Origin of the sequence: Flavobacterium branchiarum (assembly GCF_030409845.1) — a bacterium.
Lineage (GTDB): Bacteria > Bacteroidota > Bacteroidia > Flavobacteriales > Flavobacteriaceae > Flavobacterium > Flavobacterium branchiarum.
In genome coordinates this window covers 701,380-715,845 of sequence record NZ_JAUFQQ010000003.1, presented here as the reverse complement: position 1 = coordinate 715,845, position 14,466 = coordinate 701,380, and the positions used below count along the sequence as shown (strand labels likewise).

Genomic DNA, 14,466 nt, shown 5'->3' with positions numbered 1-14,466 from the left:
TAAATCAAGAACACATACCATCCACGGATTAATATACAAACACCTATGTATCGCCATCATTCAAACATAAATCTGCCTAAAGACCCAAATACAATAGTTTGGAAATACTTAGATCTATCCAAATTTCTAGACTTATTAATGTCTAAAAAACTTTTCATGTCTCGATCTGACAAATTTGAAGATCAGTACGAAGGCACCTTTAGCGAACCTACTTACGAAGAGATTAAAAAACTTGCTAAAGACAATCCTGATTTCATAGACTATTACAAAACACACCGAGAAAAAGTAGCGATAAGTAGTTGGCATATCAATGAATATGAATCTTTTGCTATGTGGCAGATATTCACTCAAAATAGTGAAGGATTAGCTATTCAATCTACCATTGGAAGATTACAAAAAGCATTGAAACCGGAGAATAATTTTGACCAATATATAGGCGAAGTGAACTATATAGACTACAAGAAAGAATACATCCCTTTTGACGATCTATTCTTTCCGTTTTTATTCAAAAGAAAAAGCTTTCAATATGAGCGTGAAGTACGCATCATTACAGACACCTCCAAAAGCAACATTAAGATTAATGATGGATTAAGAGTTAATGTAAATCTTAAATATCTTATTGAAAAAATTTATATCCACCCCAAATCAGAGAACTGGTATAAAAAACTCGTAATCGATTTGGTTCACAAACTAGGTTATGATTTTGACATTGAAAAATCAGATCTTGAAAGTGATATCTTGATATAATTAAAAATACTAAATTGGCTTATAACTTACAACTTTCCAATCTTTAACTCCAAGGTTGATATAGTTATAATGTAAAACATCATTTTTATCAAATTGTCCGTTTTTATTAGTATCCTCAATAGTTCTAAAGTACAAACGATTTTTAGAATCTATAACATTCCAATCGATTAGCTCTTGAAAATCTTCAGAAACCTTAACAAAACGTTCTCCACTAATATCACTTAAGTACAAAGCTTTTATATCACTAGTATCTAATTTCCCATCTTTATTCGTGTCCATATCCACCATTGTATAAACCATAACATGATTATGAGTTTTATCAGCAATAGTTTTTAAAAAAGTTGCCGTCTGAATCAAAACTGCCTTATCTGTCAATGGTCTGATAGAATCTGAATCTATCTTCTGGAATTTTAAATTTTGTAAATATCCCGTAATTTCATATTCACCAATATTCGAAATTGTAAAACTGATATCATTCACACTCGATGAACCATAACGCGCCTTAACACCTCTTTCATACACACGTACATCGCCAACCGGATGAATCAAATAATCTGTTCCTTCCATCTGAATTGGTAAGTCAGCAATTGCAACTTGTGTAGAATCAACTTTAGCAATTACTTTTGAAGCTGTCGAAGCATCGTAAGTAACCTTTGGTTTTTCGACTTCTTTTTTGCAACTCACTAAAAGTAAAACAGAAAGCCCTATGATAGATATATGTGATTTTCTCATATTGTATTATTAAAAAATAAATTCAAATGTAATGAATTTTAAAAATGGTTTACCTCTTTAGTCCCAATTTATACATTCTAAACTAGCTTTTCCATTGGTTATTATAACCTAGCAGTTAATTTTATATTAAAAACTCTAGAAGTCATATAATTAGGAATTGCATATTGATTTTTAGAATACACATCACGAACCCATGTGTTTGTAATTGCATTTTTGTTATCAAAAAGATTAAAAATCTCAAATCCTAATGTCAATTCTTTAAACTCTTTAAACAGCTTACTTTTGGCAACTCTATTATCATCAATAAAAACTTTAGAGAATCCAACATCTGCTCGACGGTAATCTTTCAATCGATTTTGGTATAAGTACGGATCCGAATACGAAGGAGATCCCCCAGGCAATCCCGTATTATAAACCATATTCAAATACAATTTCACACTCGGTATATTAGGCATATAATCTTGAAACAAAAGCGCAAATTTCAGTCGTTGATCGGTTGGCCTTGCTATGTATCCTCTATTCTCGTAATTCTCTTCCGTTTTTAAATATCCAAAACTAAACCAAGATTCAGTTCCAGGCACAAACTCACCATTTAATCTAAAATCCAAACCTTGAGCATAAGCCTTCGCGTTATTATCAGCAGCATATCGAATTCTAACATTATCTATGGTATAAACATTCACATCTGATAATGACTTATAATACAACTCTGAAATAAGCTTAAATGGTCGATTCCACATTTTAAAACTATAATCATTACTCAAAACAACATGCACCGATTGTTGTGCTTTAGTATTTGGCAAAACTACTCCACTTGCATCACGTAATTCTCTGTAAAAAGGTGGCTGATGATATAGACCTCCTGAAAGTCTAAAAACCATATCCATATCCCAATCTGGCTTTATAGCAAATTGCGCACGCGGACTAACCACAAACTGGTTCTTTCCCTCAACAATTCCTCCAGAGACTTTCCAGTCCTGAAAACGAACACCTGCATTGTACCAAACCTCACTAGATCCTAAATTCCCTTTTCGGCTCCATTGTGCATAACCAGAGAAACGGTTTATAGTATTAAAATTTATCGCCCTCACATTTTGATAAGGAAAAAGTGGCCCTGAATACGATTCATACGGCTGGTTATTTCTAGGCAAATTTACAATGGGTGGATTTACCGAAAAACCTGCCGAATCAATTACCTCCCATTCAGAAACACGATCACGAATAGATTCGCGAGTATATTTTACTCCCCATTCCAGAAGATTTTCTTTCCAATTATAAATTCCTTTTAATTCCGCATTTACAATTAAAGCATCAAGATCATTTCGCGCATGATTTAATTGCGAGCCAATTCCTTTAGTATAATTTACTTCTTGCAAAACTACCGAACCATCACTATCAACTTCTCCTAAGCGGTATTGAGCCAAAATATCGTAATGCTCTTGCTCTTGTGTATGAAATATAGAGCCGATGAACTTTAATGTAAAATCAGGAGAGACATTATACGTTGATTTTATAGCTCCAAAATAAGTGTCATATTTATCCCTTTCTTGCCCTTCATAATAAACTGCAAGTGCCATTGGCTTATCGATTGTTCCAAATTTAGTTTCTCGAGTTAATGGCTGATATAAATATTTATTTTGAGAAATCGCCCCAAGAAAACTCCAGTGCCATTTTGCCGAAGCGAAATAATTAATGTTCGTTTGAATATCTGTATACGAAGGCGTATAATTTGTTTGTGTATCTTGACTATTTACAAGCATACTATTGTTTCGATAACGAACTCCTGTGATTGCAGACCATTTCTTGTTTTTAGAAACAGCGTCTACAGCAACACTCCCCCCAAGCAAACTAGCTTCAAAAGACGCTCCAAATCGTGTTGGTTTACGATAAGTGATATCTAAAACAGACGATAATTTATCACCAAATTTCGCTTGAAACCCTCCAGCTGAGAAATCAACATTCTGAACCAAATCAGTATTAGTAAAACTCAATCCTTCTTGTTGTCCTGAACGAATTAAAAACGGACGATACACTTCAATCTCATTCACATAAACAAGATTCTCATCGTAATTCCCTCCTCGAACTGCGTATTGCGTACTCAATTCATTGTTAGAATTTACTCCAGGCAATGTCTTTAATATATTTTCGATACCTGCATTAGCACCTGGGATTTTCTTTATAGTAGTTTGATCTATAGTTGTAATTCCTTGTATTCGTTTTTTATTTGCCATGACAACAATCTCACCCATTTGTTCAGCATAACTATTCATAACAGGATTTAAAACAAATATTTCATTTGGCTTTAAAGTCACTGTTACGGTAATCATTTTCTGTGAAACGTGAGTAAAAACAATAATCACCTTTTTATTAGATGGAATAGAAATATCAAAGAAACCATCCGAATTAGACTGCGTAACATTTCCCGAGTGAGAAACATTTACATCTGTAACTGGAAAATTACTTTCATTAAGAATTATTCCTTTTACTCGAGCATTTTGAGCAATCGAAACAAAACTAAAACACAATAAAAGGACAACAAATAGTAGGTTCTTGTTCAAACGTTATATTATTATTTTATTTGACTTCTAAAAAAACGTGTCTCAAAGATAGCAGAATTCCCCACATTATCAACAACTTCTATCTTTAAATCATTCGCCCCTTCTGCCACAACTCCATCATTAAAATCATGAGTAATTTTTTTTGTTTTGTTATCATACTCAAACAAAATCCATTTACCATTCAAATACCCATTGTAGGATTTAATCCCTGACATACCATCATTTATTGTAAACTGAATTTTTTTCACATCACTTATCCACTTTCCTTCAATAGGTTTAGCGATACTAATTGTCGGTTTAATAGTATCTACAACCAATCCGAACTGTCCTAAAATTCTTGATTTCGCAGTATAAACGGCTCCTTTACGCAATGTAGAATTATAGCTACTATTCTTCCCAGTAAACCTACCTATGTACACTTTGTCTTTAAGATTCTCGGGATATTTATCATCCTCTATAGTAATCGTGAAACTAGAATGTACTGGAACCGTGTCATCGTGAACATAAATACGATCATTTTTTACATCAAAATTTAAATTGAAATCATCGTAAAATGCACCTGCAGGGAAAAATACCGACATATTGTTTTTAGAAAAAAGAGCGTCTTTATTATACTTCACCAAATAATCTGAAACAACAGGTGCTGGATTTACAACTACGGGCAAAGAATTATACTGAACAGGAATATTAATTGTATTGGTATTTCCAAAAAAATCAGAGACTTCAACTCGATATGCCGATGCTAGATTTGGAACAACTGGGAGTACTCCGTTAAGAGAATCTGTTTTGATGATACTCAAAGCAAAAGGGGTTTTCATAAACAATTTCTGAACTCTTTGGCCTGTTTTTTTATATCTAGAATAATCAATTAAAGCATTTATATAACGCATTTCATCAAATGAATACGTATTAAACTGATACCCATAATTAGATTTTCCGTTATAAAAAGATTCTACTTTGTAAACTCCATTTTTATTAAAAGAAACATCATCGTAATCCACAGCAGTAATTCCAAAACCAATCTTTCCATTTGTTGCTACACGATCAGACAAATAAGTACCATCTTTTTGCAATGATAAATTAAGCATTAACGGAACTTTAGACTGATTTACAATTGTATTATCACCAACTGGATAAACATATAAATTTGAAACAACAGGTTTTTTTGTGTCTTTAATGTTTTTATCAAAACCAAAAAGCATCGGATTAATAACAAACTCCGTTTTTGAATCACGGAATTCAAAATGCAAATGTGGCCCTTCTGAAGACCCTGTGTTTCCAGACAAACCTATTAACTGCCCTTTGGTAACAACCATTTCACCAGGCTTCAAAAACATTTCAATTTCAAAAGATTTTTCTTTGTAGTGCGTCTGTTTAATAAATTCTTGAATAGAACCAACCATACTTTGCAAATGCCCATACACAGATGTATAACCATTGGGATGGGTTACATATAATGTTTTTCCATTTCCAAAAGTCGAAATTTTAATTCTTGAAATATATCCATCAGCAACAGCATACACTTTTAACCCTTCTCTTTGATTCGTTTTTAAATCGAAACCGGCATGAAAATGATTGGGTCTTAACTCGCCAAAGTTCCCAGAAAGTTGCATCGGAATATCAAGTGGAGATCTAAAATAATCTTTTGGATATTCAGTCTGAGCAACGATAAAATTAAAAAACAGCAAAAAAAGTATAGGATATTTCATGATTTACATTTTTGCTAAGATAAAAAAAACTTCGCAAAATATCCAGTAAAACTACTAAATACAATACCTTGAATTTCATTAATTTGCTATTTTTAATGCAAAAAAATCGATAAAATATTGCAGAAATAAAAAGGAATACTAACTTTGTATGATTAAGTAATGAATAGGATTTATAATGAGTGTAATTGCCGAAATAATTGATACTCTTGAATATAAAGTTGAAAAACTTTTTGCGAAGCTAAAAGGTTTAGAGAAGAACAATCAAGAAGTAAAGTCAGAATTAATAGAGGCTAAGCACACTATACAGAGACAATCCGAGGAGATTGAGAGCTTGAAAAAGCAGTATGAAACACTCAAAATCGCCAATTCTTTACTTGGCAGTAACGATAATAAAAGAGATACAAAGCTTAAAATAAATTCATTAATTCGCGAAATTGATCACTGTATAGCACAACTATCAGACTAGTAAGAACATGGACGAAAAGCTTAAAATTAAAATATCAATCGCAGACAGAGTCTACCCTTTAACGGTAGATCTTTCTCAGGAAGAAGGGCTTAGAAGCGCTTCAAAAAAAATTGATGTGATGATAAAGCAGTTTGAAGAAAATTATGCTGTTCGTGACAAACAGGATGTTTTAGCCATGTGTGCATTACAATTTGCGTCGCAAGTAGAGCAAAAACAAATCGATAAAGCAACTGATAGTGATGAAACTATCGAACGAATTAAAAGATTAAATACCCTTTTAGATCAATATCTCGAAAATTAAACGTTCTTTACAGAAACTAAGATACTGCCTACATTAGTTCATATTTGGTAAACTCAACACTAACAATTTAGAATGAGCAAATCATCACTACTAAAGCATGCCACGCTTCGGCGAGGAAACTTGAACAGTGAGTTAGCTCAAAACTTGTCTTTTCGAGTTTATACAAGCAACCTAATGTAGGCTTTTTTATATATAAATTTTAACAACCATGGACAGTATAATAACGATCATTATTTCAGGAATCATAGGTATTGCAGCGGGTTTTGGGATAGCCAAAATCATAGAAAAGAGCAATATTTCCAATTTAATCAAGAACTCAAAAAAAGAAGCAGCATCTATATTAAAAGATGCTAATCTAGAAGCCGAAAACATTAAGAAAGACAAAATACTTCAAGCTAAAGAGCGTTTTATTGAATTAAAATCAGAACACGAACAAGTAATCCTTGCTAGAGACAAGAAAGTAGCCGAAGTAGAAAAAAGAGTAAGAGATAAAGAATCTCAAGTTTCGAATGAGTTATCAAAAGCTAAAAAAACTAATGATGATTACGAAGCTAAAACGCAAGAATACAATACTAAAATTGAAGTTTTAGATAAAAAACAAGCTGAAGTTGACAAATTACACAAAAGTCAATTACAGCAATTAGAAGTTATTTCAGGACTTTCTGCTGATGAAGCTAAAAACCAACTAATGGAAGGTTTAAAAGCTGAAGCAAAAAGTAATGCAATGTCTCATATTCAAGATACTATTGAAGAGGCTAAACTTACCGCTCAACAAGAAGCTAAGAAAATCATCATTAATACAATTCAAAGAGTTGGAACTGAAGAAGCAGTAGAAAACTGTGTATCGGTGTTTAACATTGAATCTGATGATGTAAAAGGTAGAATTATCGGGCGTGAAGGTAGAAATATCCGTGCGCTTGAAGCAGCAACTGGTGTTGAAATCATTGTAGACGATACTCCTGAAGCAATTATCCTTTCTTGTTTCGACCCTGTTCGTAGAGAAATTGCTCGTTTAGCATTACATAAACTAGTTACCGATGGGCGTATTCACCCAGCACGTATCGAAGAAGTTGTTGCTAAGACAGCCAAACAAATTGATGACGAAATCATCGAAGTTGGTAAACGTACCGTTATAGACTTAGGAATTCACGGTTTACACCCTGAATTAATTAAAGTGGTTGGACGTATGAAATACCGTTCTTCTTATGGTCAGAACTTACTACAACACTCTAGAGAAGTATCCAAATTGTGTGGTATTATGGCCGCTGAATTAGGTTTAAATGTTAAACTAGCTAAAAGAGCAGGTTTACTACACGATATTGGTAAAGTTCCAGATACTGAAAGTGATTTACCTCACGCATTATTAGGAATGCAATGGGCTGAGAAATATGGTGAGAAAGAAGAAGTTTGTAATGCAATTGGTGCGCATCACGACGAAATCGAAATGAAATCACTATTATCACCAATCGTTCAGGTTTGTGATGCTATTTCTGGCGCAAGACCTGGTGCAAGAAGACAAGTATTAGATTCTTACATCCAACGTTTAAAAGATCTTGAAGAAGTTGCTTACGGATTTAATGGAGTTAAAAACGCTTATGCTATTCAAGCAGGTAGAGAACTTCGTGTAATCGTAGAAAGCGAAAAAGTATCTGATGAAAATGCTGCAAGCTTATCTTTTGATATTTCACAAAAAATACAAACCGAAATGACTTATCCAGGTCAGGTTAAGGTAACTGTTATACGAGAAACTAGAGCTGTAAATATTGCTAAATAAGCCTCTATATACTTCATATCATAAAAAAGCGCATCAATTGATGCGCTTTTTATTTATACAGATATCATGCTTTTTTACCATAAAGGAATTTAAAAAAATTAAACCTTTTATTTGAATTAACTAACCACAAAGGCACTACGTTTTATATGGATCAATACAAAAACCTGTGGGGTAGCAAGAATTTCTTTTGTTTGATTTTTTTTATCCTCAATCTTATTCTGACGAAGGAAGACACGACCGATAGCGAACAGACAAAGTAACCACCACAAGAAACAAATGCAAAGTATTCGTAGATTGCCGAGCTACTTGATGTGATTCTTCGTGCCTCAGAAAGACAAGATTGGGGTAATGGAGGATTCTATGAAAAAAAAAACTTTATGTTAGCTACTTGATGAGTTTTTTGTCTTCCAAAAGATTTTCGAATTGATTCAGTTATATACTTCGAATCTGTTACTCTTAAACCATAGTCACTCAAACCCTTAAAAACGCAGCACCTAAAATCAAAAACTTTGTAACTCTGAACCTTTGTAACTCTGAACCTTTGTAACTCTGAACCTTTGCGACTCTGAACCTTTGTATCTCTGAACCTTTGTATCTCTGAACCTTTGTATCTCTGAACCTTTGTATCTCTGAACCTTTGTATCTCTGAACCTTTGTATCTCTGAACCTATAAATCATCATTAAAAATAATTTTAAAAGTAGTCCCTTCTCCAACAACACTTGCTACAGAAACCTCCCCTTTCATTGATTCTATTTGATTCTTAGTAATATATAATCCTATTCCGCGAGCTTCTTTATGCTTATGAAACGTTTTGTACATTCCAAATATCAAGTCCCCATATAGCTCTAAATCAATTCCGATGCCATTATCTCTAATATTTAAAGCTTTACGACCATCAGGCTCAATTGCAAAAACAAACTCAATTACAGGAGCTCTATCAGGATGCGCGTATTTAATTGCATTAGTCGTAAAATTCAACAAAACACTTTCTAAATAAGCAGGATTAAAACTAATCGTTACATAATCAGGGACATTATTAAGTATTGTGATTTTAACTTTACCACTAAAAGCCCTTATTGCCGAAACTGTTTTATCGATACTATACCTTAATTTAAGAGGCTTTATCACAATATTAAGGTTGCTTTGAATCTGAACAACCTGCGTTAAATTAGAAATAGTTTCATTTAAATCATTAGAAACAGTACGCAAATGAGCCAACATTTCTTCAATTGTCTCCTTACTATGATCTTCATCTACAAAATCAAGAATACTTTTAATATTCCCAGCCTGCGTATTTAGATTATGCGAGACAATATGTGAAAAATTAAGTAATCGATTATTTTGATCACTAAACAATTTCATTGTCTTAATAAGCTCTAGCTCTTTCTCCTTCTGATAAGAAACATCAGTATGCGTACCTAATACGCGCAATGGTTTACCATTAAGATCTCTTTCGATAACCTTGCCACGATCCAATATCCATTTGTATTTACCACTAGAGGTCAATACGCGATGATAATTTTCATAATAGGGCACTTTATTATCAAAATGCTCCTGAATATCAGAATAATACTTAGGCAAATCATCCGGATGCACAATTTTATCCCAACGTTCTGGATCATCAAAAATATCATTGGATTGTAATTCTAAAATCTTTAAAGACAAAGAAGAATAAAAAACGCTATTGGTTACCATATCCCAATCCCAAACACCTACAGTCGAAGCATCTAAGGCAAACTGAAAACGTTCTTCGGATAATTTAAGTTTTAGCTCTTGATCTTTAATGTCAGTAACATCAGACATTCGTCCATAAAAACTTACCCTTCCATCAAGTGAACCCTCTGTTTTTGAGCACACTTTTAACCAACGAATCCCTTTTTTTGGCAACACTACTCGAAATTCAATTTCCCATGGAGTTAAAGATTTTTTTGCTTTAGAAAGCGAACAAATAAACAGATGCTGATCCTCAGGATGCACTCTCTCGTAGATAAAAAACTTACTACGATTAGAAAATTCAGTTATAGACAACTCAAACACCTCTTCCATGGACTTACTCACCAAAGGAAAAGAATAGGTGTTATCGACATCGACAACAAATTGAAAAATTAAGTCAGGAATTTCGGCAAATAATTTCTTGTAAAAGTTATTCAACTTCTGACAATTTTCATCTTCATATAAATCAAAACCCATAATTGTGTTTGTGTAAGTTGACTAATTCATTTAAAAATAAATAAAACTGATCTTACAATAAAAGACCAAAAAATTCATTTTTTTTTCACTTTATATTACAAGTATAAAAGCAAATACTCATTATCCTGAACAATACAGCTCCAAGATATTATTTTTTTTAAAACAAAAACACAAACTTGCAATATATTTTAACCAAACAGCTATCTTCTGGGATGAAAAGTATTAATTACTTGCGTTAAGAATGTTCTATCCAGATGAACATAAATTTCGGTTGTAGTGATTGATTCATGCCCTAACATTAATTGTATTGATCTTAAATCGGCACCATTTTCAAGTAAATGTGTTGCAAAAGAATGCCTTAAAGTATGCGGACTTATGCTTTTATTTAAACCAATTTTAAAAGCTAAATCTTTAATGATTGTAAAAATCATGGCTCTAGTTAACTGACTCCCTCTTCTGTTGAGGAACAAAGTATCTTCATGCCCTTTTTTAATATTTAGATGTAGCCGAACTGAATTCACGTACAGTAAAATAAATTTTTGAGTAGATTCTCCAATAGGAACAAAACGTTCTTTATTTCCTTTCCCTGTAATTTTCACAAAACCTTCCTCAAAAAACAAATCCGATATTCTTAAGGCAACTAATTCCGAAACACGAAGCCCGCAACTATATAAGGTTTCCAACATAGCTCGATTTCGTTCGCCTTCATTAGAGCTCAAATCGATAGCAGCAATTAGCGCATCAATATCATCAACCGACAGCGTATCTGGTAATTTTCTGCCCGTTTTAGGTGACTCTATAAGTTCTAACGGGGTCGTATTACGGTAGTCTTCGAAAATTAAATAATTAAAAAAACTTTTCAAACCAGAAATAATACGAGCCTGAGAGCGCGCATTTACTTCTTTGGAAACGGAATATATAAATTGCTGTATGGTTTCTTCACTAATTTTTACAGGAGAAATTTCAATTTTATTCTCAGCTAAAAAAAGACACAACCGCTCAATATCAAAAACATAATTTTCGATGGTATTTTTAGATAAACCACGTTCTATCTTAAGATAAGATTGGTAATCTTTTACATAGCTATTCCAATTCATAACTACAAAGTAAAACATTTTCCGCATAAAAAAACCTTCTGCCACGGCAGAAGGTTCTTAAATTGTATTATTAAAATTCAAGAATTAGAATTTATAACCTAAAGACAATGCTAACACACTGTTTTTTGGGCTATCATAATAATCTTCTAAATCCTCAACATTATAATCTCCAACATTAGATACACCAACCGTATAACGAATATTTACAAAAACATTTTCTGTAAAACTGTACCCTGCTCCAAAGTTAAATCCTAAATCTGTAGTTTTATAAAGATCTTTAGCATTTTCACCATCTTGTTTAGCTGATAATAAAAATCCAATTTGTGGACCGGCTTCAACAGTAAATTCTTTTGTTACAAAAAATTTAGCCAATACAGGAACATTTAAATAATTCAATTTAGAATTGAAATCACTTTCACCAGGAAACTTCATTTTAGCACCTTGAGTTGAGAATAAAAGCTCAGGCTGAATAGCTAATCTTTTAATAATCTTAATCTCAGCAAAACCTCCAACGTGAAAACCTACTAAAGATTTAGCATCATAATAATTTCCACCTGCGAAGTTTGTAACATTCAAACCTCCTTTTACTCCAAACTTAGTTTCTTGAGCATTTGCAAAACCAAATGCTAAAACCGCAATAATAGATAAAGTAATTTTTTTCATTTTTGTTTGTGTTAAAATTTATGCAGCAAACGTAAATAAGTGAAATCTAAAATCCAAAAATACATGTTAAAAAAAATAAAAACAAAAAAATAAATTCATCAGCAAAACACTCACAAAGCACTGTTTCATAACACATTAAGCCCTATGTTGTCACTAAATTTAGTGATGCGAATTTAATTTTTAAAACAAAAAAAATTAACCCGACAAAACCTATAAATTAAAAAACCTTTTGTAATTAATTATGAAAGGTTTTTCTTAAACTGATTAGAAACGTTTAGAAATGCAATGCGAAACCAATTTTAAATTGAAATACGCTTTTGCTAAAATATTCATTTAGAGTAGCATTGTAACGAATTCCTGGTTCAACAGAGATAGTATTACCAACAAACCAAGCGTATCCACCTTGAAAACCGATGTATGAAGGGTTTTCATTGGCACCTTTAATACTGTTTCCGTTATAAGATACCTCTAACGGGAACTTGTTTAATAAGTACTATTTTGTTCTTACTTGTATGAGAAAATAGTATTTGAAAATCATTTCTATTATCTCCATAACCTAATCCTGCCTTTACAGCTAGATCATTCATTACAAAATAACCACCTTCTGTTCCAACATTCCAAGCAGTACTTCCATCATGAGACGAAAGCCTAAAAGAAGTATTCCTTGTATCTGTTTCACCAAAACCAGTCTTGGCTTCAATAAGCCACTTCCCTTTTGCAGTTTGCTCTTGTGCATTTGCAAATGCGAATCCCAAAACTGTCATGACAGTCAAAATATTTTTTTAATGTTTAATTATTTACAAGATTAATACTACAAACACACAATATTAAATTACTTATTGTACTACAAAATTAAAAACACATGCAAATTCTATAAAACAATTGGCTGTAAGTATAAACAAGAATGCTTAATAGCATGTAATTTTGCTGTTGAACAAACAAATTAGCTAGTAATAATTTAATATAAATGATTCAAATCATTCGAATTATTTAAGCAATATTTGCATTTTACAAACAATAATTTATAAAAAATCAATCAAATCGTAAAAAAGAACTTATGAAAAAATTAATTTTAGGAGCTGTACTATTCTTAGCAACAGCAACAACAATGCAAGCTCAATTTTTACAAATCGGAGCAAAAGCTGGGGTGAATTTTGCAAATTTAAATGGAACAGACGTTCAGACCGATGCGATAACTAGTTATCATGCTGGTTTGGTAGCAGAAATTAAGTTATTAGATAGATTCTCAATTCAACCTGAGCTTTTGTACTCTACACAAGGAGCAACTTATAAAAATGCTTTAGGAGAATTTAAAGACAAATTAGGATATTTATCTATTCCTGTATTGGCAAAAATTTATTTAAGTGATTCATTTAGCCTTGAGGCAGGTCCACAAGCTTCTTTCCTTTTAAGTCAAAAAAATGATTTTGATATTAAAGATGCTAAAACATTTGATTTCGCTCTTGCGGCTGGATTAGGATTTAAAGTCACAAAAAATATTTTTATCCAAGGTCGTTATGGTTTAGGTTTAACAGAAGTATCGAAAGATGCTAAAGCGAAAAACTCAGTTTTCCAACTTTCAGCTGGATTCATGTTCTAAAAAATAATATCACATACTTTTATCAAAACCGTTCTATTTATTGGAGCGGTTTTTTTATTTTTACAATCTTAGTAAATTGTTGCCAATAAGCTATAAAAGAAAACAATTCCATAATACCTAAATTATATTAAATGAAAATCATCATTATAAACGGACCAAATCTGAATCTTTTAGGAAAAAGAGAACCCGAAGTTTATGGCTCTCAAACATTTGAAGACTACTTTGTGACGTTACAAAATTCTTTTCCAAATATTGAACTAAATTATTATCAAAGTAATATTGAAGGGGAGCTAATTGGAAAAATACAAGAGTTTGGGTTTACTTATGACGGTATTATTTTAAATGCCGGTGCATACACCCATACTTCAATTGGTATTGGTGATGCAATAAAAGCGGTTACAACTCCTGTTATAGAAGTTCATATTTCTAATACTTATGCACGCGAAAGCTTTCGCCACCAATCGTATATATCAGGAAACGCTAAAGGAGTCATTCTTGGTTTTGGTTTAAAAAGTTACGAGCTTGCTATACACTCTTTTTTATAGTCAAAATACTATAAATAGTTTAACAAATTTTTAATAGGTTCATTATTAACTTCTTCTATTTTTGAAGTAAGAAATGAACCTAT

The 14,466-nt window shown here is 32.3% G+C and carries 13 protein-coding genes; 6 read left to right on the top strand and 7 right to left on the bottom strand.

Features of this window, described 5'->3' with window-relative positions:
- Nucleotides 1–45 precede the first annotated feature (45 nt).
- On the top strand, nt 46–747 hold the full coding sequence (locus tag QWY99_RS03715; protein ID WP_290261516.1) for a DUF2971 domain-containing protein: 702 nt from the start codon (nt 46–48) through the stop codon (nt 745–747).
- 9 nt (nt 748–756) lie between these two features.
- On the opposite strand, the gene QWY99_RS03710 is transcribed toward QWY99_RS03715, so the two are convergent.
- From QWY99_RS03710 to QWY99_RS03700, 3 genes are all read right to left on the bottom strand, one after another.
- Nucleotides 757–1,479, bottom strand: coding sequence for a hypothetical protein (locus QWY99_RS03710; RefSeq protein ID WP_290261514.1), 723 nt, complete (start codon nt 1,477–1,479; stop codon nt 757–759).
- Nucleotides 1,480–1,580: 101 nt separating this feature from the next.
- Complete coding sequence (locus QWY99_RS03705; protein WP_290261511.1) at nt 1,581–4,037, bottom strand: TonB-dependent receptor; 2,457 nt, start codon at nt 4,035–4,037, stop codon at nt 1,581–1,583.
- Between the two features lie 11 nt (nt 4,038–4,048).
- A complete protein-coding gene (locus QWY99_RS03700) occupies nt 4,049–5,746 on the bottom strand; it encodes a M23 family metallopeptidase (protein ID WP_290261509.1) in 1,698 nt (565 codons plus the stop codon).
- A 175-nt stretch (nt 5,747–5,921) separates the two neighbouring features.
- On the opposite strand from QWY99_RS03700, the gene QWY99_RS03695 reads away from it, so the two are divergent.
- The 3 genes from QWY99_RS03695 (at nt 5,922) to rny (ending at nt 8,287) form a co-directional block, all read left to right on the top strand.
- Nucleotides 5,922–6,212: a coiled-coil domain-containing protein gene (locus QWY99_RS03695; RefSeq protein WP_290261507.1), complete on the top strand. Its 291-nt coding sequence runs from the start codon at nt 5,922–5,924 to the stop codon at nt 6,210–6,212.
- Between the two features lie 7 nt (nt 6,213–6,219).
- Nucleotides 6,220–6,513, top strand: a complete 294-nt coding sequence (locus QWY99_RS03690) for a cell division protein ZapA (protein ID WP_229988142.1) — start codon at nt 6,220–6,222, stop codon at nt 6,511–6,513.
- Between the two features lie 208 nt (nt 6,514–6,721).
- A complete protein-coding gene (rny, locus tag QWY99_RS03685; RefSeq protein WP_290261501.1) occupies nt 6,722–8,287 on the top strand; it encodes a ribonuclease Y in 1,566 nt (521 codons plus the stop codon).
- 667 nt (nt 8,288–8,954) lie between these two features.
- Here the strand turns inward: rny and QWY99_RS03680 are convergent.
- The 4 genes from QWY99_RS03680 to QWY99_RS03665 all read right to left on the bottom strand — a co-directional run bounded on the left by QWY99_RS03680 (nt 8,955) and on the right by QWY99_RS03665 (nt 13,002).
- Nucleotides 8,955–10,478 carry a PAS domain-containing sensor histidine kinase gene (locus tag QWY99_RS03680; RefSeq protein ID WP_290261498.1) on the bottom strand — a complete coding sequence of 508 codons (1,524 nt, stop codon included), beginning with the start codon at nt 10,476–10,478 and terminating at the stop codon, nt 8,955–8,957.
- 200 nt (nt 10,479–10,678) lie between these two features.
- A complete protein-coding gene (gene xerD, locus QWY99_RS03675) occupies nt 10,679–11,575 on the bottom strand; it encodes a site-specific tyrosine recombinase XerD (protein ID WP_290261494.1) in 897 nt (298 codons plus the stop codon).
- A gap of 84 nt (nt 11,576–11,659) precedes the next feature.
- Nucleotides 11,660–12,238, bottom strand: a complete 579-nt coding sequence (locus QWY99_RS03670) for a porin family protein (RefSeq protein WP_290261492.1) — start codon at nt 12,236–12,238, stop codon at nt 11,660–11,662.
- A gap of 455 nt (nt 12,239–12,693) precedes the next feature.
- A complete protein-coding gene (locus QWY99_RS03665; protein WP_290261490.1) occupies nt 12,694–13,002 on the bottom strand; it encodes a hypothetical protein in 309 nt (102 codons plus the stop codon).
- 293 nt (nt 13,003–13,295) lie between these two features.
- On the opposite strand from QWY99_RS03665, the gene QWY99_RS03660 reads away from it, so the two are divergent.
- Both QWY99_RS03660 and aroQ read left to right on the top strand, forming a co-directional pair.
- Nucleotides 13,296–13,838 carry a porin family protein gene (locus QWY99_RS03660; RefSeq protein ID WP_290261488.1) on the top strand — a complete coding sequence of 181 codons (543 nt, stop codon included), beginning with the start codon at nt 13,296–13,298 and terminating at the stop codon, nt 13,836–13,838.
- A gap of 131 nt (nt 13,839–13,969) precedes the next feature.
- Nucleotides 13,970–14,383, top strand: coding sequence for a type II 3-dehydroquinate dehydratase (gene aroQ / locus QWY99_RS03655; protein WP_290261486.1), 414 nt, complete (start codon nt 13,970–13,972; stop codon nt 14,381–14,383).
- Nucleotides 14,384–14,466: the final 83 nt, after the last annotated feature.

What these genes read in the sequence shown, in the direction of transcription:
- aroQ (WP_290261486.1), top strand. Translation starts at nt 13,970, where the DNA reads ATGAAAATCATCATTATAAACGGACCAAATCTGAATCTTTTAGGAAAA.
- QWY99_RS03670 (WP_290261492.1), bottom strand. Translation starts at nt 12,238, where the DNA reads ATGAAAAAAATTACTTTATCTATTATTGCGGTTTTAGCATTTGGTTTT.
- QWY99_RS03700 (WP_290261509.1), bottom strand. Translation starts at nt 5,746, where the DNA reads ATGAAATATCCTATACTTTTTTTGCTGTTTTTTAATTTTATCGTTGCT.
- QWY99_RS03710 (WP_290261514.1), bottom strand. Translation starts at nt 1,479, where the DNA reads ATGAGAAAATCACATATATCTATCATAGGGCTTTCTGTTTTACTTTTA.
- rny (WP_290261501.1), top strand. Translation starts at nt 6,722, where the DNA reads ATGGACAGTATAATAACGATCATTATTTCAGGAATCATAGGTATTGCA.
- QWY99_RS03690 (WP_229988142.1), top strand. Translation starts at nt 6,220, where the DNA reads ATGGACGAAAAGCTTAAAATTAAAATATCAATCGCAGACAGAGTCTAC.
- QWY99_RS03695 (WP_290261507.1), top strand. Translation starts at nt 5,922, where the DNA reads ATGAGTGTAATTGCCGAAATAATTGATACTCTTGAATATAAAGTTGAA.
- QWY99_RS03680 (WP_290261498.1), bottom strand. Translation starts at nt 10,478, where the DNA reads ATGGGTTTTGATTTATATGAAGATGAAAATTGTCAGAAGTTGAATAAC.
- QWY99_RS03660 (WP_290261488.1), top strand. Translation starts at nt 13,296, where the DNA reads ATGAAAAAATTAATTTTAGGAGCTGTACTATTCTTAGCAACAGCAACA.
- xerD (WP_290261494.1), bottom strand. Translation starts at nt 11,575, where the DNA reads ATGAATTGGAATAGCTATGTAAAAGATTACCAATCTTATCTTAAGATA.
- QWY99_RS03715 (WP_290261516.1), top strand. Translation starts at nt 46, where the DNA reads ATGTATCGCCATCATTCAAACATAAATCTGCCTAAAGACCCAAATACA.
- QWY99_RS03665 (WP_290261490.1), bottom strand. Translation starts at nt 13,002, where the DNA reads ATGACAGTTTTGGGATTCGCATTTGCAAATGCACAAGAGCAAACTGCA.